This is a genomic window from Bradyrhizobium sp. SZCCHNR1053, assembly GCF_032381235.1.
In the GTDB taxonomy this organism is placed as follows: domain Bacteria; phylum Pseudomonadota; class Alphaproteobacteria; order Rhizobiales; family Xanthobacteraceae; genus Bradyrhizobium.
Map to the genome: position 1 here is coordinate 120,419 of NZ_JAUHJM010000008.1, position 20,323 is coordinate 140,741.

The 20,323-nt window shown below is 64.6% G+C and carries 19 protein-coding genes and 1 tRNA gene; 12 read left to right on the plus strand and 8 right to left on the minus strand.

From position 1 onward, the window contains the following. Positions 1-8 precede the first annotated feature (8 nt). Positions 9-344, minus strand: a complete 336-nt coding sequence (locus QX051_RS19595; RefSeq protein ID WP_315777266.1) for an MmcQ/YjbR family DNA-binding protein — start codon at positions 342-344, stop codon at positions 9-11. Between the two features lie 190 nt (positions 345-534). Between QX051_RS19595 and QX051_RS19600 the strand changes: the two genes are divergently transcribed. Next, complete coding sequence (locus tag QX051_RS19600) at positions 535-1,143, plus strand: hypothetical protein (protein WP_315777267.1); 609 nt, start codon at positions 535-537, stop codon at positions 1,141-1,143. 114 nt (positions 1,144-1,257) lie between these two features. Here QX051_RS19600 and QX051_RS19605 read toward each other — a convergent pair whose 3' ends face one another. From QX051_RS19605 to QX051_RS19630, 6 genes are all read right to left on the minus strand, one after another. Next, positions 1,258-2,016 carry a DUF2786 domain-containing protein gene (locus tag QX051_RS19605; protein WP_315777268.1) on the minus strand — a complete coding sequence of 253 codons (759 nt, stop codon included), beginning with the start codon at positions 2,014-2,016 and terminating at the stop codon, positions 1,258-1,260. Positions 2,017-2,331: 315 nt separating this feature from the next. Next, positions 2,332-2,841, minus strand: a complete 510-nt coding sequence (locus tag QX051_RS19610) for a hypothetical protein (protein ID WP_315777269.1) — start codon at positions 2,839-2,841, stop codon at positions 2,332-2,334. Between the two features lie 423 nt (positions 2,842-3,264). Further along, the gene (locus QX051_RS19615; RefSeq protein ID WP_315777270.1) at positions 3,265-3,618 is read right to left on the minus strand and encodes a hypothetical protein; all 354 of its coding nucleotides are present in this window, start codon (positions 3,616-3,618) and stop codon (positions 3,265-3,267) included. Positions 3,619-3,763: 145 nt separating this feature from the next. Beyond that, a tRNA-Ser gene (locus QX051_RS19620) sits at positions 3,764-3,853 on the minus strand. A 245-nt stretch (positions 3,854-4,098) separates the two neighbouring features. Next, complete coding sequence (locus QX051_RS19625) at positions 4,099-4,758, minus strand: outer membrane protein (protein WP_315740830.1); 660 nt, start codon at positions 4,756-4,758, stop codon at positions 4,099-4,101. Positions 4,759-5,241: 483 nt separating this feature from the next. Continuing rightward, entirely contained in the window at positions 5,242-6,381 is a 1,140-nt protein-coding gene (locus tag QX051_RS19630; RefSeq protein ID WP_315777271.1) for an ROK family protein, read from the minus strand. A gap of 374 nt (positions 6,382-6,755) precedes the next feature. Between QX051_RS19630 and rplU the strand changes: the two genes are divergently transcribed. The 3 genes from rplU to QX051_RS19645 all read left to right on the plus strand — a co-directional run bounded on the left by rplU (position 6,756) and on the right by QX051_RS19645 (position 8,275). Further along, positions 6,756-7,139: a 50S ribosomal protein L21 gene (gene rplU / locus QX051_RS19635; RefSeq protein WP_315757168.1), complete on the plus strand. Its 384-nt coding sequence runs from the start codon at positions 6,756-6,758 to the stop codon at positions 7,137-7,139. A gap of 132 nt (positions 7,140-7,271) precedes the next feature. Then, a complete protein-coding gene (rpmA, locus tag QX051_RS19640) occupies positions 7,272-7,541 on the plus strand; it encodes a 50S ribosomal protein L27 (protein ID WP_008961804.1) in 270 nt (89 codons plus the stop codon). 140 nt (positions 7,542-7,681) lie between these two features. Further along, complete coding sequence (locus QX051_RS19645; RefSeq protein ID WP_315777272.1) at positions 7,682-8,275, plus strand: GNAT family N-acetyltransferase; 594 nt, start codon at positions 7,682-7,684, stop codon at positions 8,273-8,275. 37 nt (positions 8,276-8,312) lie between these two features. On the opposite strand, the gene QX051_RS19650 is transcribed toward QX051_RS19645, so the two are convergent. Further along, positions 8,313-9,230: a DMT family transporter gene (locus QX051_RS19650; protein WP_315740834.1), complete on the minus strand. Its 918-nt coding sequence runs from the start codon at positions 9,228-9,230 to the stop codon at positions 8,313-8,315. A 495-nt stretch (positions 9,231-9,725) separates the two neighbouring features. On the opposite strand from QX051_RS19650, the gene QX051_RS19655 reads away from it, so the two are divergent. The 8 genes from QX051_RS19655 (at position 9,726) to rsfS (ending at position 20,278) form a co-directional block, all read left to right on the plus strand. Further along, positions 9,726-11,648: an adenylate/guanylate cyclase domain-containing protein gene (locus QX051_RS19655; protein WP_315757165.1), complete on the plus strand. Its 1,923-nt coding sequence runs from the start codon at positions 9,726-9,728 to the stop codon at positions 11,646-11,648. 117 nt (positions 11,649-11,765) lie between these two features. After that, on the plus strand, positions 11,766-12,947 hold the full coding sequence (locus QX051_RS19660) for a phosphatase PAP2 family protein (RefSeq protein WP_315777273.1): 1,182 nt from the start codon (positions 11,766-11,768) through the stop codon (positions 12,945-12,947). Between the two features lie 19 nt (positions 12,948-12,966). Beyond that, the gene (locus tag QX051_RS19665) at positions 12,967-15,081 is read left to right on the plus strand and encodes a hypothetical protein (RefSeq protein ID WP_315777274.1); all 2,115 of its coding nucleotides are present in this window, start codon (positions 12,967-12,969) and stop codon (positions 15,079-15,081) included. 127 nt (positions 15,082-15,208) lie between these two features. Then, on the plus strand, positions 15,209-16,279 hold the full coding sequence (obgE, locus tag QX051_RS19670; protein ID WP_315740732.1) for a GTPase ObgE: 1,071 nt from the start codon (positions 15,209-15,211) through the stop codon (positions 16,277-16,279). Between the two features lie 144 nt (positions 16,280-16,423). Then, positions 16,424-17,560, plus strand: a complete 1,137-nt coding sequence (gene proB, locus QX051_RS19675) for a glutamate 5-kinase (protein WP_315777275.1) — start codon at positions 16,424-16,426, stop codon at positions 17,558-17,560. Positions 17,561-17,634: 74 nt separating this feature from the next. After that, positions 17,635-18,924, plus strand: a complete 1,290-nt coding sequence (locus QX051_RS19680; RefSeq protein WP_315777276.1) for a glutamate-5-semialdehyde dehydrogenase — start codon at positions 17,635-17,637, stop codon at positions 18,922-18,924. A 66-nt stretch (positions 18,925-18,990) separates the two neighbouring features. After that, on the plus strand, positions 18,991-19,614 hold the full coding sequence (locus QX051_RS19685) for a nicotinate-nucleotide adenylyltransferase (protein WP_315757270.1): 624 nt from the start codon (positions 18,991-18,993) through the stop codon (positions 19,612-19,614). 307 nt (positions 19,615-19,921) lie between these two features. Further along, positions 19,922-20,278 carry a ribosome silencing factor gene (gene rsfS / locus QX051_RS19690; RefSeq protein WP_315740729.1) on the plus strand — a complete coding sequence of 119 codons (357 nt, stop codon included), beginning with the start codon at positions 19,922-19,924 and terminating at the stop codon, positions 20,276-20,278. Positions 20,279-20,323: the final 45 nt, after the last annotated feature.

Consider the following 20,323-nt stretch of genomic DNA (forward strand, 5'->3'; position numbering starts at 1 on the left):
GGGGCGGCTCAGCGCCTGTTGCGGCCGCGTGACCCCTGCGCACGATGCGCGGCGCGCCACGCGCTCTCGAGCACGGGGCGCAGGCAAGCGGCGTCGACATCGGCCAGCGACACGGTGGTCCAGCCCTGATCACCCCATTTGTTCGGGACCCGGCGAAATACGCCGGGCAGCAGACCGGCATAGTGCTCCTGCTCGTCGGGGGTGAGCAGGACGTTGGCGGATGCGCCATCAGCGGCCAAGGTCGCAAATGTCCGGTGCAGCTTGAACGCAGTGCGATCGAAGTGAGGCGCCTCGGTCGTTCCGGCGAGCGACAAAGCGAGCGTACGAAATTCGTCACCGGTCATCTCGACGCGCCTCGTGCGATCATATTCGAACCATATGACTAGCACCGGCCATGGCGGTCCGCCATGCGGGGCGCACTGCCGCCCTGCACGCGAACGTGATGCCCGGCACCCCGGGGCCTTGATGCATGTCAAAACTATACGACGCCGTTTCTATATGGCTTGCCGCAGGATGGATCAGAGGAGAGCAGCCATGCCGGCACAGAGCACGATGCAGGTCTACCTGAACTGGGCCAGGGAGCGCCTCCACGAGATGGATGCCGCGCTGGCATCGCTCGAAATCAAGGCAACCGAGGCCGAAGCGGCATCGAAGGCCAAGGCGCAGGAGATCATGGCGGACCTCAAGAAGCGCCGCGGCGATCTCGAGGCCCTGCTCAAGACGCAAGCCGAAGCCGGCGAAGCCGCGATGGCCAGCGCGAAGACCGAGCTGGACGCGCACTGGGCCGGATTCGAGGCGCAGATGAAGGCCTATTTCGACGCCGCCGGCAAGCAGGCCGCGCAGCAGCAGGCGACCTTCAAGGACATCGCCGCCGCGCAGGCAAAGGCGTGGCGGGAGTCGGCCGACAGGTTTCGCGAGGCGGCGGCCAAGGTGACGACGGTCGGCACCACCGATCTCGACGCCGTGCTGAAGCAGCTCAAATCCGACGCGGCGGAGGCCGGCGCCCATCTCGAGAAGCTGAAGCAGACCGGCAGCGAATCCTGGTCAGTGTTCAGCGCCGCCCTGAACGAATCCCGCAAGGCGTTCGACCAGGCCAACCAGGCGGCCTGGAATGCGTTGAAGGGGCCGGGCGCGAAGAGCTGAGGGCATGCGCTACGGACGATTGCTGCAGCCAACGCTGGTGGCCTGCCAATGCCATCAGCGGCCGATCGGGTCGGACATGCCAGCGATAAGGGCAACGACCGTTAGGGACTGAGTTCAGCTCCTTTTCGGTTCATTTCGTTGCGGCGCTCCGCTGACGCCCGGACTGATCGCGAGCGTGGTGCCCGCGGCACCTCCCGCTTCATAGGCCGCCGTCGACACCATCCGGCTCGTGCTGCGCGCCGACCGCAGCTTCAGATCGAGCTTGTCGAACTCGGCATCGACCACCGAGGTCTTGAGGACGACCAGTCCGCGGCCGCTGCTTTGGTTGACCTGATCCCGGGCCGCCTTCATCGCCACCAAGCGGTCGGCGATCGACACCACCATGCCGAGGGCGAAGGAGGCATTGGCGAGATGCCGGTCCTGGTGCCGGAACCGGCGGTACTCGGCCGAGGTCTTGAAGCGACCGAGCTCGGCGCGCACGGCGTTGTCGATCAATTCCGCCAGGTAGTGCGCAACCTCGACATCCGCGGGGAGACCGAAGAACACATAGCTCGCTTCGCCGGCCGGATTCTTCTCGCGCCAGACCCGGCAATCGCAGAAATGCGCGATCGCGCCGATGCAGTCGTCGAGCGGAATGCGCTTCTTGCGATGGGTCTCATAGACCTTGCGCTCGCACGCCGACGCCCGCAGCTCGAGGTCGGACAGCGACAGGTCGTGGCGATCGAGCAGCTCGGCAACCTTGGCGGCCGCGGACAGCGCCTCGTCCTCGGTGCAGCCATTGGCGATTGTCTTCGCGCGCAAAGCCTGAATGCGGGATTTCAGCTTGTCGAGCGCAACAGGATCGGAGGCGGCAGGATCGGACGTCTGGCTCACCGATCACGGCCCATGTAAAGCCCCGTCGGGAAGTGGCGGACGGGGGAACTGGCGGAGAGGGAGTCCGCCAAACTAATCGCCTCTGCAATTCGCCAGCGTCCGTAGTCGAGCACGCTTTACCTTCCTTTTTAGCGGTTTCCGTCGCCCGCGTTCGCCAGCCTCTATATCCGTTCGCCCAAAGCCGTGCCATTTTTGGAGGCTAGATTGGGGACCAACAGCCTCGGGGACGAACATGGCGAGCAAGCTTACCTCGCGGTAAGGTCGAAACTGCAAAACCGGGCAAATATAGCGACGGCGGCAACCTCTATCTGATCGTTATGTTTTCGGGAACCGCTTCTGTAGTTCCAGAATTTCGTCACTTGTCAACTCTGATTGCTCGGCCTTAGTCCAGTAGATGCGTAGTGTCCAACCGAAGACCACTTTGTCCAATCCGCCTTGTTGGTCTTGATGGCAAGCAATTTGAAAATTCTCGCCGCGCACCTCTTTGCCGCTCGAATTGATCCTCGACACCCTCCAGATAAATTCCCAAGGGTTTGGATCATGGCCACCGCTTGGTTTCGACTCGTTGAAGCCATTCATTGCGAAGTAAGTCAGTAGCCGTTGGCCAGGCAATACCACGCCATCGAATATCGTGAAATCATGCGTTGACTCCAACGAAGGCGGCGCGCCGTTTGCCGTGATGTCAAACAAGCGCTCTCCGGCATTTTTGAAGCCATTTAGTCTGTTGTCGATCTTAATTAGCGTCAGGCGAACGGTCTCGTCCGAGAAGGCCGGCAAACTAACACCTCTGTTGAATTTCCCGTCGCATTGCTCACCGTAGTTCATGCTTCCCTCCCCAGTTGTCGGATTAGCGGCAGACGGTTTGAACGGTCCCAAGTCCAGCCGGAACCGATTGGCATCGGACAGTTGGCGGGATGACGTTTGGTGCCGGCGGCTGCGCGTCCGATGATAGCGGGGCTGCGGCAGCTTGCGGGTAATATGTTGGTGGGGAAGCTTGCACGGGCGGAGGAGTATACCGGCTTAAAATCTCATAATTGCGGAACGCGACCTTGACGCAGTCATCGTATGTTTCTTGTTGCTGTTCTTTCGTGGTCCGCAGCTGACATTGCTTCTGAGCGTCGGCCCAATTTCTCTCAGAGAGAGTTGGTCCACATCCCGATAAGAAAATAGCGGTAAAGCCGAGCCGTGTAAGGTACCGATGCATGGTGTTGCGGTTTCGAGCTGGTTAGATTTTCGGGCGTGGCTGCTTCATTGTGAAAGTGGCCACCAATTGTTTGCTTTGAGAATTGGGATTCCGACGTTCCAGACGAACGCAATGGTCGCCATGTACCCTATGAAGGCGATCCATCCCAAGATAGAGCGGGCAGTCGCGTTTAAGCTGTCAAGATAAGAAACAACCAACACCAAATCCTGTCGGGCATGCACTGCCGATAACCGCACGTGTTGGTCGGTATAGTCAACGCCCAGCTCTATTTGCTCGCGTTCGCCAAGCTTACCTGCTTCGCAAAGTATCATCGCCGCGCGTTCGTGACGCGCCATGCGTCGCCCTAGCATTGACTCGAAGCTCTTAACTTGAGTCGCTGCGTCCTTCAGATGTGACATTGAGAGCCCCCGCGCTCGCCTGCCTGCATCATAGCAACACAGAATTGCGACGGGTCCAAATGTTGGGCGCTGGGGACTATTTTGGGGACTTACACAGTCCGCCAGCATAATTAGCGAACTGTTTCAATAATTTACCTAGAACGCATGGCGGAGAGGGAGGGATTCGAACCCCCGATAGGCTTGCACCTATGCCGCATTTCGAGTGCGGTGCATTCAACCACTCTGCCACCTCTCCAGGCGCAAATCAGGGGCGAGCCCCCGGGTCGGGCGTCGTTCTAGGGCACGATGCAGGGGGTGACAAGGCAGCCGGCCGAATTTTTCCCCGGACCGTCGCGCGGCGCGCGCAGGCCGGTTGCGGTCCGCTCGGGGAAGCGAACCGCTCGCGCGGGTCAGTCGGCTATACCGCCCGACCCGCGCGTCCCGAAGGCCCGAGACTGACGCGTGGGCCCTTCGAACACCGTCGACACTGGTGCGCTCCAGTCAGCGGAACAGGTCGAAATGGTAGTTCACGCCGGCCCGCACCGTGTGGATCTTGGCTGCCCGCCAGTCCAGCAGACCGTCGTGCTTGAGGTCGGTGTAGAGATATTCGAGCTTGGCCGACCATTTCGGCAGGAACGCCCATTCGGCACCGCCGCCCGCGGTCCATCCCATCTTCACCTTGTGGATCGGACCGTCCTTCAGCTCGCCGGCCGCGAGGCCCGCAGTGCCGTACAGAAACAGCCGCTGGTCGAGCAGCGCGACGCCGGCGCGGGCGCGGCCGGAGGTCAGCCAGGGCGCACTGATGGCGGGATTGACCAGGTCGCCCTTGCGCGACAGGCCGGTGAAGCCGAGGTCGTTCTCGATGCCGACCACGACGAGCGGCGAGAGCTGGTAGTTGTAGCCGGCCTGCAGACCGCCAATGACCCCGGACAGCTTGCCGCCATTGCCGCTCGCAGCATTGGCGAACCCATCATTGCCGGTGAAGGCACCGCCGACATTGGCGCCGGCATAGAAGCCGGTCCAGGAGAACGGCGCCGGCGCAGCCGCATAGGCCGGCGCCTTGTACGCGGTCGCCGGCAGGTCCGCCGCCCGCGCCCCGCCGCAGGCCAGCGCGGTCACCGCCAGGGCGGCCAGCCAAGATCTCGCGCCTCTGATCGTCATCTGCTCATACTCCGTTTGGGCGCGAGCGCGCCGTCAAAATCCCACCCCATTTGGGATGCCCTCTTATAAACCGACTAGACGGTTTGTAAATGCGGACTGGCATCATGCCGAGGATTTTTTGGTCGTTGCAGGCCACGATGGCTGGCGGAGGTCGGAAAGGACAAAGGACAAGCAAGAGGGTGGGACCGCCGTACGCTGACACATACCGGCGGTCCCGTGTCGCTACATCTTGGGGAAACCGACGGAAGAGACGGGGGTCAATCCGGCCGGCCTGAGCGACGCCGGCGACCCTGGGCCATCTGCGCGTGCATCGCAATGTGAACCGTTCCTTAACCTAACCAGTCAAGGTTACCGGGTTTCAGGCCATCCGATTGGTTGCACGGCGGTTTTCCGCACGTCTTGGACCGGGGAGGCACCCCGCTGCAACGCAGCATCGCTCCCTCCGGGCCGCCGAGAGACACGGTGGTGCGGCCGCGCCGACGCTCAATCCTTCTTCTTCTTGGCCGCCTTCTTGTCGTCGCCCTTCTCGTCCTTCGACTTGTCATCCTTGTCCTTGCGACCGTTCTCCTTGCGACGGTTGGTGAAGCGGGCATTACCCAGCCCGGTGCCGATGGTCAGCACGCCCCAGCGCTCGAACTCCTGCATGAACGGCACCTCGGACAGGCCCTGGACGACGCCGTCATTGTGCATCAGCACCGCGGTGTCGTGATCGCCGATCATCGGGATCGCCTCGACCAGGCTGGCCGGAAGGTTGAACTTGCTGCTCTCCCAATTGCCCGGCAGGTTCTGCGCACCCTTCTCGATCGAGCCGTCCTCGCTGATCACGCCGGGACAGGCAATGCCGATGAACGGCGCGAGCCTGAGCCCCTCGGTATCGGCCTCCTCGATTAGGCCCTTCAGCATCTTGGCGAGCCGCTTGACGGCGCCTTCCCGCGTCGGCTCGTCGTCGGCATGGCGCCACAGATCGGACTTCCAGACCGACGCCTTGGACAGGTCCGGCGCCTTCTTCCGGGCGGTCTCGACGACGCCGCAGCGGATGTTGGTGCCGCCGATGTCGACCGCGAGGATGCTGTCATGGGCCTCGAAGATCCACGACGGCGCCAGATGCAGCGCGCCGATCAGCCCGGCATCGTCGGGATGGTAGCGGATCGGCTCCAACTCGACGCCGAAGCCCTCGTCCTTGAGGATGATCTCGGTGCGCGCGATGGCGAGCTCGCCGAGCCGGGAATCCCGAAAGCCACCGCCGACCACGATGCATTCGGTCTTGGCCCAGGCCTTGGTGCGCAGGAAGCGCCGGGTCACATAAGCGAGCTCCTGGGCGAATTCCTCGATCGCCGAATGCACCACCGCCGAAGCCTCGGTGTCGTCGCCGACCAGGATTGCGTCCAGTGCCTTCTTGCTGATGGTGTCGCTGTCCTCGTCACCGAACGGGTCCTTGTCGGATTTGCGCAACGGCCTGCGCCAGCGCTCGAGGATCTTGCGGAACGCGCCCTTGGAGGCGCGATCGCCGAGGAAGCCATCTTCGTCCTTGAGTTCGATGTTGAAGCTGTCGATCTCGACCGACGGCAGCCGCGCCGCGCCGTGGCGGGCGATGCCCGTGGTGGTCATGACGTCGTCGGCCATCGGATCCCTGCCGTGCTGTGCGTTGGCCCGAACAACGGCGCAGGCGACAGTTTGGTTGCGGCGGGAGAGGCGAATGGCGAATAGGGAGAAGCGAATAGGGGTCGAGGTTGGCCGCCACCTGCGTTCCCTACTCGCGCTACTCCCTATTCGCCCCTTTCCCTTGACTCGTCAGCCGACCCGGCTATAAGCACCCGATCGACCGGCGCGGGTGTTCTCGCGCCGTTTGTCGTTGCGCGTATCCGGCGGGTGTTGAGCCCAAGGGCGCGACGCCGGTCCCGATCGGGCCGGACTTCATGAACCATAACGACTGAACAAGAAGCCGACCCGGGGCCATCGTGCTTCGAGGCCGGGATCGAACACGAAGGATGAGAACGATGTTCGCAGTCATCAAGACCGGCGGCAAGCAATACCGCGTCGCCCCGGATGATGTGCTCGAGATTGGCAAGATCGACGGTGAGCCCGGTACGATCGTGCAGCTGAACGAAGTGCTGGTGGTCGGTGGCGACACCCCGGTGCTGGGCGTGCCCGCCGTGGCCGGTGCGTCCGTGGCCGTCGAGGTGCTCGACCACAAGCGCGGCCCCAAGGTCATCGCGTTCAAGAAGCGCCGCCGCAAGAATTCGCGCCGCAAGCGCGGCTACCGGGACGAGCTGACGCTGATCCGCGTCAGCGAAATCCTGACCGGCAACGCCAAGCCGACCAAGGGCCCGCGGCCGAAGAAGGCCAAGGCGGAAGCCCCGGCGGCCGACGCCGCCGAGTAAGCGTGCCGGCGCGATTGCCGCGCCGCATTGGCTTGAACCCTCATCGCGCGGATTTTTCGTCCGCGCCCAGCAAATGTGAATGATCCCTTGGCGGAATCGCGCTAAAGGTGATCGCGAGATCGGAGACGAGCGATGGCTCATAAAAAGGCAGGCGGTTCATCCCGCAACGGACGCGACTCCAAGGGCAAGCGCCTCGGCATCAAGGCGTTCGGCGGCGAGCGCGTGATTCCCGGCAACATCATTGCGCGTCAGCGCGGCACGACCTGGCACCCCGGCCTCAACGTCGGCATGGGCACGGACCACACCCTGTTCGCCAAGATCGAGGGCGTCGTCGAGTTCCATGACCGGGCCAACCGCACGTTCATTTCGGTGCGGCCGGTAGCCGCCCAGGCTGCCGAATAGAATAACGGTGGAACAACATGCGTCCGCCGGGTCCTGATGAACCGGCGGAGCGCCAGATGGCTCCAGGGGAGGCGGGACAACCGGCCTCCCCTTTTCTTTTTCGCTGATCAGTTGATCCCGAAGCGTCGATGGAGCCCGACATGCTGCAGGACATCACGACTCCCACCTTGCGCGAGGCGAGACCTTGCGTCCTCGAGACCCCCCGGCTGACGCTGCGTGCGCCGGTGCTCGCGGACGTGACTGCCATCGCCCGGCTCGCCGACGACCGTGTTATCGCCGAGAACACCCGCCGCCTGCCGCACCCGTATTCGGAGGTCGACGCCGCCCGTTTCGTGCGCGCGCTGGCGGAGCAGGCAGGCGAGACCGCCTTCCTGATCGAACACCTGGACACGCCGATCGGCATGGTTGGCATCAACCGTCCTGCGCAAGGGCGGGCCGAGCTCGGCTACTGGCTCGGCGTCGATCATTGGGGCCGCGGCTTCGGCACCGAGGCGGCGCGCGCCACGATCGACTATTTCTTCGAGGAGGGCGATGAGAACGTGCTGATCGGGCACGCCCGTGTCAACAATCCTGGTTCGCGCAACATCCTCGAAAAGTGCGGCTTCCAATGGACCGGCGTCGAGCTGCACCGCTTCGAGGTGCTCGGCTCGTCCGCCCCGGTCGACGCCTTCCGCCTCACCCGCGGTGTCTGGGGGTCGCTGAAGGCCTGGGCCAACGCGGGACGGCGGAACTAGGCCGGGCCACCCTCCCCTGGAGGGGGAGGGTGGCACCTCAGGCCGGCGGATTCACCGCACCCTGTCCCTGCCCCAGGCTTCGTTCCCGCAAGTAGATGTACAGCCCCGCGCCGATGATGATGGTGGCGCCGACGATCGTCGCGGGATGCGGCACGTCGCCGAACACGACGAAGCCGAACAGCACGGCCCAGACGATCATCGTGTACTGATAGGGCACGACCACTGAGGCCGGCGCGAGCTTCAGCGAGCGGTTGACGCAGAACAGCGCGGTCACCGAGATGATGCCGGCGGCCGCGAACATCACCAGGCTGCCGGGCGTCGGCGTCACCCAGCCGAACGAGGACATCGCCGCGCCGAGCAGGAAGGTCCCGACGAATTGCGACGACGCCATCACGATGTCCGGCGTTGCGCGCAGGCTGCGCGTGATCAGCATCAGCACCGCGAACGACAGACTGCCGCCGAGCGCGATCAGCGCCGGCAGGCTGAAGGTCTGCGCCGAGGGCCGCAGCGCGATCAGCACGCCGCAGAAGCCGATCAGGATCGCGGTCCAGCGTCGCCAGCCGACATGCTCGCGCAGCACCAGCGCAGACAGCGCGGTGACGAAGATGGGACCTGCGAGATAGTAGGTGATGACGTCGGCAAGCGGCAGATAGACGGTGGCGAGAAAGAACGCCGCGACCTCGAGCGTCGACAGGATCACGCGCACCAGCTGTAGCCAGGGACGCTCGAGCTGCAGAAAGGCGGCTCGGTTGCGCCAGATGAACGGCGCGAGCAGCAGCAGCGCCGCGCAGGCACGCAGCCACAGCAGCTGGCCGACGGCGTAGGTCGACACCAGGAACTTGCCCAGGGCATCGCCGAACGAGAACATCGCGATCGACAGCAGCATCAGGCCGATGCCGGCCAGCCGCGCCGATCGTACATCGTTTTGGACGGAGATCCGAGAGAGGAGGGTCATTGCGCAATGGGCTGGTTGTTCTGGCTGAAGCCCGGGTGCGATATGGTCGCGGTATCCCGGCCTTCACTTCTTCATCGGCTCGTTTAGGAGTCGTGAGCGCGCGCGACAAGCCCTTGGCGGGAAGATGCGCAAACACAGGCGCCGATCACAAGATCACGATTAAGCGAGCCGGGGTTCCGGCGCACCACACTCGCCCGGGCCTCATACTGCATCTTCTTTTCGATCCGGTTCTTCAACCTGCGATTTTGCTGAACCATTCGGGCGCTCGGCAAAACCCATCATATGCAGTTGCATTTGGGACGAGGCGCTCCGAATCTGACGCGCGATGGCGGCTCTAGAAGCGGTTCGAGTATCTGGTCATGCCAACGCAGCATATCCCCATACCCACATTCGTCGGCAGCAGGGCAGCGCCGGCACCGCATCGCTTGCACCCGCGCGACATCTCGGCTGGCCGCCGCGTCATGAAACAGGGCGTGCGCCCGTTTCGAGTCCGATATGAGCAGTGATGCAGAGGGCAAGAACGAGCTGGATCTCCGGGCGGAACCGCCCGCGATGGGGAATGCTGCGGCAAGTCTGGTGCTGCAGCAGACCGTGGTGCTGTTGGTCGATGTGGTCGAATCCGTGCGCCTGATGAGCGCGCATGAGGCTGCTACCGTTCAGCGCTGGACCGAACTCATCCGCCTGATCGCGTCGGAAATATTGCCCCGGCATCAGGGCACTCTTGTGAAAAGCCTTGGCGACGGCTTGCTTGCTCGCTTCGAGACCGTCAGGGATGCCGTGAATGCCGTTGCCGAGATGCATCGAGCGGCAGCTGCGCAGAACGCCGGGCTCCCGGAGGATCGACATCTTCACTTGCGTGCGGGCATCAACGCCGCAATGGCTTGGAGCGATGGCGTCGACATCTACGGGACCGGCGTCAACCTTGCGGCACGGCTGGCAACTCTGGCCGGACCCGGCGAGACGATCGCAAGCGCATCGGCGCAGGAGGAGCTCGCTGCCGCTCTGGCTAGCCTCGCCAGCCCAGGCGAGACGATCGGGAGCGCCGCCGCGCGTGACGAATTGACGCATGGCGTCGACGCGGTCTGCGAAGATCTCGGCAACTGCGTTTTGAAGCACTTTGACAGGCCGGTTCGAGCATACCGCGTCGGTCCGCCGGGGCCGCAGCCGACCATCGCCGGGAGGCGCGACTACGGAGCGGCGATGCAGCCGAGCATTGCCGTGATTCCATTCGCAGCCCGAACCGAGGCGCCTGGGCTCGTGGACGTCGGCAACCTGATCGCCGACGGCGTGATCTGGCGCCTGTCGAAGTCTGCGAATCTCAAGGTGATCTCGCGGCTTTCGACCGCCGTGTTCCGCGGTCGGACCAGCGACCTTGGCCAGGTCTCGGCGCATCTGGGTGCGGCCTACGTCCTCAGTGGAGCCTATGTGGCCAACGGCAGCCAGATCATGGTGACTGCTGAGCTCTCCGCCGCCCGCGACGATCAGGTGATCTGGACGGATCGGCTCAGCGGATCCGTCGAGGATTTGCTTCGGCCCGAAAGCGAGATGGCCGATCGCATCGCACGAGCCGTACACTTCGCCGTGTTCGACGCCGAGGTCGACCATATCCTGACCCAGCCGCTGCCGACGCTCGAGAGCTACTCGCTCCTGCTCGGCGCAATCAAGCTCATGCACAGGTCCACCAGGGAAGAGTTTCTCCAGACACGCAATATCCTCGAGGAGCTGATCAACCGGCACGGCCGTATTGCGGCCCCGCGCGCCTGGCTCGGCCACTGGTACATCCTGCGACTGACACGAGGCTGGTCCGAGGACCGCACCCGCGACGCAGCCGAGGCCCTGGCGACGACCCATGCCGCGCTTGATCGCGACCCGTCCGACGCGCTCGCGCTCGCAGCCGAGGGGTTCGTCTACTGTCATCTGTTCAAGGACCTCGACATGGCGCGCAGGCGTTGCGAGGCGGCCGTCCTCGCAAACCCCAGCCACGCGCTCGGCTGGCTGTTCCTTGGGACGGTCGACGCATTCAAGGGTGACGGTGCCGCTGCAGTGCACGAGACCCAGCGCGCCATGGAGCTCTCGCCGCTTGATCCGATGCGCTATTACTTCGAGTCGCTCAGCGCGACGGCTGCACTTTCCGCTCATGACTATGCCACCGCTGAAAGACTTGCGCGCTCATCGCTGGCACTCAACCGCATGCACCCCTCGACGTGGCGAGCCTTGACCATTGCGCTCGTGCTGCAGGGCCGAATGGAGGAGGCCCGATCGACACTAGCGAAGGTGCGGGAGGTCGACCCGACGCTGACGGTCGAAACCTATCTTGCCCGCATGCCGAACGCTCAGCTCGAAACCGGTCGGGAATGGGCGCGCTGTCTGGCGTTAGCCGGCCTGCCATCCGGTAACGGCAACTCCAAGCGGCATTGAGGACGAAAAGGATCCGGGCGTGTGAACTGGTCGACAGCTGAGTGAGTATCGCCCGGCGAACTGCAACTGAAAGGACGACCCTACCATTGTGAGCTGACTCAATCATAGGAGGCGGACATGGGCCAACTGGGCGGCGCAGGTGGTGCCGGCGGAGCAGGCGGCGCGGGTGGTGCTGGAGGCGCCGGCGGAGCAGGCGGCGCGGGTGGCGTCGGCGGCGCTGGCGGTGCCGTACTCGGCACGCTTGGCGATGTCTATGCCAATCCGGTGATGGTCGATGCATTGATCCATGTGCGCGAGGGCAGCATCGTCACCGAAAAACCGCTCGTGCTTTATGAGCCGGCGCTCCCGGTCATCGATGACCCCGCCCAAATGGAGCGCTGGGAGGCGTGGGTTCGCGCCTATGTTGCTATCGGAGAGATGCTGCAAGGCATCACCTTCCAGGGCATCACGGCAAACTCTCAACCGTCAAGCTCTGACGCCTTCCAGATATGGTCGTCCGTATCCGGACAGAGATCGCTGATCGCCGAAATTCAGCGGCCGGCACAAACCACCTTCGAACAGCAGATCCCCCTGGTCCTCAGTTGGGCCGAACTGCGCAACGAGCGCGCCACGGAAATCCTGGCGCAGATCGATCCGCAGTTCGCTTTCTGGGCATCGATCGTCTACCTCCATGCCGAGCGGACGCGGCGCACATTCGAACTCATCAACATGGTGCTGCAATTTTGCGTCTACGTGGAGATGCGCGTCAAGCACGCGCTGGGCTGCTACCGTCCGGTCGAATACAACGCCGAGGTCCAGCCGATGATCACAACCCCGGGGCATGGAAGCTTCCCGATGGGGCACGCGACGCAGACCTATGCGGTCACCTACGTGTTGAAGCAGTTGCTGAAGCTTGATCCGACGCGGCACAAATGGGTCATCGATCAGCTCGATCGCGTGTGTGCCCGGATCACGACCAACCGCGTCATCGCCGGCGTCCACTTTCCGGCTGACAGCATGGCGGGACGCATGCTGGGCGTCGCCCTGGGCGAGTACTTTGTCGGGCGTTGCGATGGGGACGAGACGAGCCAGCCCTTCATGAAGCGGACCTTCCTTGCGGCAGGAATCGACCAATACCCGACGACGGATTTCAATCCGTTCAACACCACGATCGTCCCGGCCCAGGATCTCGACCAGGGTCCGTTCTACTTCTCGCAATCTGCCGGCGTGAACGTCACCCAGTCCCCTCTGATGCATCACGTCTGGTGTGAGGCTCAAGCGGAGTGGAAGGGCAGATTTGGCGTTCCGAGCTACCCATAATTCATGCGGAGAGCGAGCCATGGCCGAGCCCGGGGCGCCCAAGAACTATCCGAGATGCTTCGATCCCTATCTCCGATACGCGATCTCGACGGAATTCAAGAACTTCGAGGAAAACCTCCAGGAAAAATGGGATCGTTTCGACGATGACAAATACAGGCTCCTGCTCCTGATCGAGCTGAAAGAGGCTGGAACGGCCGCAGATTTCGCGAAAGTGGCGGGCCAGCTGGAACCAACCCAGCCCGAGTTCGCCACGACAAAGTACGGCATCGAACTCGCGCCTTATGCGGCAGACTCGCGGTACCTGACGATGCGCTGCCGCGCGAGTGCGGTGCTGGATAGCGCATTGCACGAGTCCGTCTGGGGCAATTATGTCAACCGGGTCGCGTTATCCTTGCCGGTCAAACCGTCATCTCCCAAGTCATTCCAAAAGAGTGCGCCCATCCGCCACCGCTTCAAGGAAGGTAAGGAGGCGCCAGGACCGCTTCTGATCGGCATGCTGGACGATGGCTGCCCGTTTTCTGCGGCGCGCTTCCTAAGAACCAGCGGCCCACTGAGCACGCGGGTCCGAGCCATCTGGGATCAGAACCAGAATAAGCAGCCGGTCGCGATCGGAACGCGCAAGTTCGGAATGGAGCTCACCGACTTTGCCTACGGTCTCGAGTACCGACGCGATTTCGCCGCCGGCATAGAGCCGCAGCAGATCGGACTCGACGATTGGATCTCGCTGCACGCGACAGCTACCGATGGCGTCGACGAGGATGGCTGTTACGCAGCCGCCGGGTTCACGACCCTCGCACGCCGGGACTCGCATGGGGGCCATGTCATGGACGTCCTGGCGGGGCCTGTTCCGATTTCCTCTCGTATCGGCCCGTCGAAACCAGGCAAGGACCGCCGCGATCCGCCGAGTTGGACACCTGGTCGCCCCTCGACTGATCCTGCGTGCGACGCTGACGTCGTGTTCGTGCAATTCTCCGATGAATGTATCCGGGATGCGACTGGCGTGTGGCTGAAGACCTATGTCGTCCAGGGCATCCAGTACATTCTGTCGTTTGCAGACCCGGTCAAGACCAGGAACGTGATCATCAGCCTCAGCTACGGTCCGACCACCGGACCGCATGACGGCACGGCAGAACTCGAGAGCGCCTTGTCGGCTCTGGTTGCTGAATACAACGGCAAGAACAACAAGCCGAAGCTCGACATCGTGCTCTCCGCCGGCAACGCCTATCTCAGCGACGGTCACGTCGTCTTCACCAGCGACAGCGAGCAGCCCGAGCACGTCGAATGGATCTGGCGTTTGCCGCCGGACAATACCGTGCTGGTCTTTGCAGAGATCTGGGTGGAGGACGATGAGGCCCAGGGAGTCACCGTCACCTTGACGTCGCCGAGCGGCAAAGTTCAGCTGACATCAGGCTGTGCTGTCATCGGAACAACGCTTCCGAAGCCGGGCGGCACCACCCCTCAGCTGATCGGCCCGATCGTCTGGGGCAAAGACAGGATGTGGCTGCTCGAAGTCGGCCCGACCGTGGTGAGGCCAGAAGATCAGGCCAGCAACGAGCACGGCGACTGGACCATCAAGGTCGACGGCATTCCCGAAAACGCCGAAATGCACGCCTATGTGGCGCGCACCGATCCGAACATGGGCGCGCGCACGGGGGCCAAGCGCTCGCATTTTGTCGATTCCAACTGGGAGCAAACCCGGTCGGCTGGGGCCAGTTGCACGCGCATCGACGGGGAGTTCGATCGGACCGGATCGCTGTTGGATCGGTTTGGGACGCTGAACGGGATCGCAACCGGCAAGAAGCACCGGGTCCATGTTGCAGGCGGGTACGTGGTGGCGGATGGCCGCAAGACGCCTTATTCATCGGCGGGCCGGCCCCGCGGCGGCCACCGCATCGGTCCGGATTACGTGCTGCCCTGTGACGAAGACAACGCCCTCACCGGAATCCGTGCCGGGGGTAACCGGAGCGGCGCCGTCCTGCGCCTGATCGGGACGAGCACTGCGGCTCCGCAACTCGCGCGCCAATTTGCGAGATTGCGCGGCGGCTTGGCTTTGCCTCAGCCCACCGCCGTCCCGTCCCCGAACGACATCGCGGAGATCGCAAAGAGGGGCGGCGGCGATCTCGAGCCGCCGTAGCGGCAGGTCGTCGCGGTGCTGCGCGAGCGGCCTTCGGCCCTGACCGGGGCGGGAATCTTGCGCTTTTCCGCGCGATCCGCGGCGGTTTGAGTTGCCCCGGAGGCCCGCCTCGCCTACCTAGAGCCCTATGAAATTCCTCGATGAAGCCAAGGTCTATGTGCGCTCCGGCGACGGCGGCAACGGTTGCGTTGCGTTCCGGCGCGAGAAGTTCATCGAGTTCGGCGGCCCGAACGGCGGCAATGGCGGCCGCGGCGGCGACGTCGTCATCGAGGCCGTCGACGGCCTCAACACCCTGATCGACTACCGCTACCAGCAGCATTTCAAGGCCCAGAGGGGCGGAAACGGGTCCGGCAAGGACTGTCATGGCGCCGGCGGCAAGTCGGTGGTGCTCAAGGTTCCAGTCGGCACCCAGATCTTCGACGAGGACCGGGAGACGCTGATCCACGACTTTACCGCGGTCGGCGAGCGCTTCGTGCTGGCCCAGGGCGGCAATGGCGGCTTTGGCAACGCGCATTTCAAGTCGCCGACCAACCGGGCGCCGCGCAACGCCAATCCCGGCCAGCCCGGCGAGGAGCGCTGGATCTGGCTGCGCATGAAGCTGATCGCCGATGCCGGCCTGGTCGGCCTGCCCAATGCCGGCAAGTCGACCTTCCTGTCCAAGGTCTCGGCCGCCAAGCCGAAGATCGCCGACTATCCGTTCACCACGCTCCATCCACAGCTCGGCGTCGTGAACGCCGACGGCCGCGAGTTCGTGCTGGCCGACATTCCCGGCCTGATCGAGGGCGCGCATGAGGGCGCCGGCCTCGGCGACCGTTTCCTCGGCCATGTCGAGCGCTGCCGTGTGCTGCTGCACCTGGTCGACGCCACCTGCGAGCATGCCGGCAAGGCCTACAAGACGGTGCGGCACGAGCTGGAAGCCTATGGCGGCGAGCTGACCGACAAGGTGGAGATCGTCGCGCTGAACAAGATCGATGCGGTCGACCCGGACGAGCTGAAGAAGCAGAGGGACCGGCTGAAGCGCGCCGCCAAGAAGACGCCGCTGTTGATCTCCGGCGCCACCGGCGAGGGCGTCAAGGAAGCGCTGCGCAAGCTCGCCGACGTGGTCGGCGAACAGCCGGTGTCCCTCAAGGCCAAGAGCACGACCGAGAGCGCCGCGACCGAGGAGCCGTGGGCGGCCCCAACGTCACCGCAGGGCTGAACTGAAGCCAACCTTGCCTCGCAGGCCCTCGCTTGCGACACTCGCCGCCATCCATCAACACTTGAGCCCCGTCCCGTGCGGACCGCGTGTCAGCCACGCACCTCTCATCACGATGCGAGGGCTCGAACCGACCCTGTTCACGCCATGGCACCCCGTCTCGAAAATTTCCGCCGCATCGTCGTCAAGGTCGGCTCGTCGCTGCTGGTCGATTCCGAGGCCGGCGAGGTGCGCGCCTCCTGGCTCACAGCGCTGGCCGCCGACATCGCCAGGCTGCACAGCCGCGGCTGCGAGCTGCTGGTCGTGTCCTCAGGCTCGATCGCGCTCGGCCGCAGCCGGTTGAAACTGCCGCGCGGACCGCTGAAGCTGGAGGAAAGCCAGGCGGCCGCCGCGGTCGGCCAGATCGCGCTGGCGCGGACCTGGTCGGAGGTGCTCGGCGCCCACGGCGTCAATGCCGGCCAGATCCTGGTGACGCTGCAGGACACCGAGGAGCGCCGGCGCTATCTCAACGCCCGTTCGACCATCGCCAAGCTGCTGGAATGGCGCGCGGTACCGGTCATCAACGAGAACGACACGGTTGCGACGGCCGAGATCCGCTATGGCGACAATGATCGCCTCGCCGCCCGTGTCGCGACCATGGCGAGCGCCGATCTGCTGGTGCTGCTGTCCGATATCGACGGCCTCTACACCGCGCCGCCCGCGCAGGATCCGAATGCGCGACTGATCCCCGTGGTCGAGAGCATCACCGCCGACATCGAGGCCATGGCCGGCAGCGCCGCTTCGGAGTTTTCGCGCGGCGGCATGCGCACGAAGATCGAGGCCGCCAAGATCGCCACCACAGGCGGCACCCACATGCTGATTGCGTCCGGCAAGATCGAGCATCCGCTGCGGGCGATCGCCGATGGCGGCCGCTGCACCTGGTTCCTGACGCCAGCGAACCCGGTCACCGCGCGAAAACGCTGGATCGCGGGCTCGCTGGAGCCGAAGGGCACGCTGACGATCGATGCCGGCGCAGTGACCGCACTGCGCGCCGGAAAGAGCCTGCTGCCGGCCGGCGTCATCCGTGTCGACGGCCAGTTCGCCCGCGGCGATGCCGTCGTGGTGCGCGGCCCCGACACCCATGAGATCGGCCGCGGCCTCGTCGCCTACGACGCCGATGATGCCGAGCGGATCAAGGGTCGCTCGTCGCCGGACGTGGCCATCATCCTCGGCGTCTCCGGCCGCGCCGAGATGATCCATCGCGACGACCTGGTCATCGGCCCGGCGGGCGCCGGCCCAGCCTGAGGCCAAGGCACCGGCGTTCGCAAACGGCCTCGTTCCGTGCTACTGGAGAGCCTTAGTTCAAGGTTGAAAAGCCCATGACCGCGCCTTTGAAAGCCATCGACGGCAGCGCCGATCTGCCCGCCCTGATGAACGACCTCGCCAAGCGCGCCCGTGGGGCCGCCCGCGTGCTGTCGCTGGCGCCGGCCGAGCAGAAGAACCGCGCGCTGGAGGCGATGGAGCGGCGGATCCGCGCCCGCACTGAAGCGATCATCGCCACCAATGCCGAGGACGTTGCCGAGGCCAAGGCGGCCGGCATGACCTCGTCCTTCCTCGATCGCCTGACATTGACCCCGGCCCGCGTCGCCGCGATGGCCGACGGCATCGCCGTGGTACGCGGCGTCGCCGATCCGGTTGGCGTCGTGACCGAGAGCTGGCAGCGGCCGAACGGGATGACCATCGAGCGCGTACGGGTGCCGCTCGGCGTCATCGCCGTGATCTTCGAAAGTCGTCCCAATGTGGCGGCCGATGCCGGCGTGCTGTGCCTGAAGTCCGGCAATGCGGTGATCCTGCGCGGCGGCTCGGACTCGTTCCGCTCCTGCCGCGCCATCCATGAATGTCTCGTCGAAGGCCTGCGCGAGGCGGGCCTGCCGGAGGCTGCTATCACGCTGGTGCCGACGCGCGATCGCGCCGCAGTCGGCCTGCTGCTGTCCGGCCTGAACGGCGGCGTTGACGTCATCGTGCCGCGCGGCGGCAAGAGCCTGGTTGCGCGCGTCGAGGCGGAGGCGCGCGTGCCGGTGTTCGCGCATCTCGAAGGTGTCAATCACGTCTATGTCGATGGCGCCGCCGATCTCGAGATGGCCAAGTCGATCGTGCTGAACGCCAAGATGCGCCGCACCGGCGTCTGCGGCGCGGCGGAGACTTTACTGGTCGATCGCGCCAGCGCCGACAAGATCAAGCCGCTGGTCGACATGCTGATTGGCGCCGGCTGCGAGGTGCGGGGCGACGATGCGGTGCGGGCGGCCGATGCGCGGGTGAAGCCGGCCAGCAACGAGGATTGGGACACCGAATATCTCGACGCGATCATCGCCGCCAAGGTCGTCGACGGCGTGGAGGGCGCGATCGCCCACATCCACGCGCACGGCTCGCACCACACCGACGCGATCGTCACCGACGACAACGCCGCGGCCGACAAGTTCCTCAACGAGGTCGACTCGGCCATCGTCTTGCACAATGCCTCGACCCAGTTCGCCGACGGCGGCGAGTTCGGTTTTGGCGCCGAGATCGGCATCGCCACGGGCAAGTTCCATGCGCGCGGGCCGGTCGGGGTCGAGCAGCTGACGAGCTTCAAATACCGCATTCACGGCAGTGGTCAGACGCGGCCATGACCGCCGCATCCTGTGGTTGAGCTACACGAGCAGCAGGCGGGGGCCGCCGTGACCAACGCCACAGCCATGCGGCCTGCGATCCGCCAGGCGCTGCCGCCCTACAGCGACGGCATGCGCATCGGCCTGCTCGGCGGCTCGTTCAACCCGCCACACCAGGCGCACCGCGCGATCAGCCTGTTCGCGCTGAAGCGGCTGCAGCTCGACCGTGTCTGGTGGCTGGTGACGCCGGGCAATCCGCTCAAGAACAATGGCGGGCTGCATGCGCTGGCCGAGCGCGCCGAGGCGGCACGCAAAGTCGCCGCCGATCCGCGCATCGAGATCAGCTGTCTCGAATCCGTCATTGGCACCCGCTACACTGCCGACACGATCGATTATCTGCGCCGGCGCGCCTCCCGCCTGCGCTTCGTGTGGATCATGGGCGCCGACAATCTCGCGCAGTTCCATCGCTGGCAGAAGTGGCAGCACATCGCTGCCCAGGTTCCCATGGCCGTGGTCGACCGCCCGCCTCGCAGCTTCCGCGCCCTGAACGCACCCGCCGCACGCGCCCTCGCGCGGTACCGCATTCCCGAAGCGCAGGCCAGCCGTCTCGCCGACAGCGCCGCGCCAGCCTGGGTCTACCTCACCGGCCTCAAGCTCAGCCTGTCGTCGACGGGCCTGAGGAACCCGGACGGCAGTTGGAAGTCGTTCTGAACGGCCGCGCTCGCTGTCGTGCGGCATCGGATGTGCATGGAACTTGCCGTCCCGTTACGGTCCGAAGCGGGGCGGCCGGTCGAGAATGTCGGGCCGGGCAGTCGGGGCACTGGATTGTTGAAACCGTTAACCCCACATGCCTAGTATGGTCAGCAGGCCGGGTTGGATTCGGCCTGCGATACAGTGAAAGGAATGGTCCCTGACCACATCTGTATTGTCCCAGTCGGCCTTACCCAAGACGAAGGCAACGACGACCAAGTCGGCCACTGCCAAGTCAGCGCGTAAGACGTCGACCCGAGATGCGGCCTTGCAGGCGCAACCCGACGCCGACAAGACCCTGCGCACCATCCTCTCCCGCCTCGAAGACATGAAGGCGGAGGAGACGGTCACGATCAATCTTCACGGCAAATCGGCGTATTCCGACTACATGGTCATCACCACGGGCCGCTCGAACCGGCACGTCGGGTCGATCGCGGAAAACGTCGCCAAGGGCCTGAAGGAAGCCGGCACCAAGAAACTCCACATCGAGGGCCTGCCCAATTGCGATTGGGTGCTGATCGATTCCGGCGACGTGATCGTGCACGTGTTCAGACCCGAGGTTCGCGAGTTCTACAATCTCGAGCGATTGTGGACTCAAGGGCCGAACCCGGCGAAGACGGTCTAGGCGGTCCCACGCCGCGCCGGATGCGAATCGTGCGGCGCACGTGCT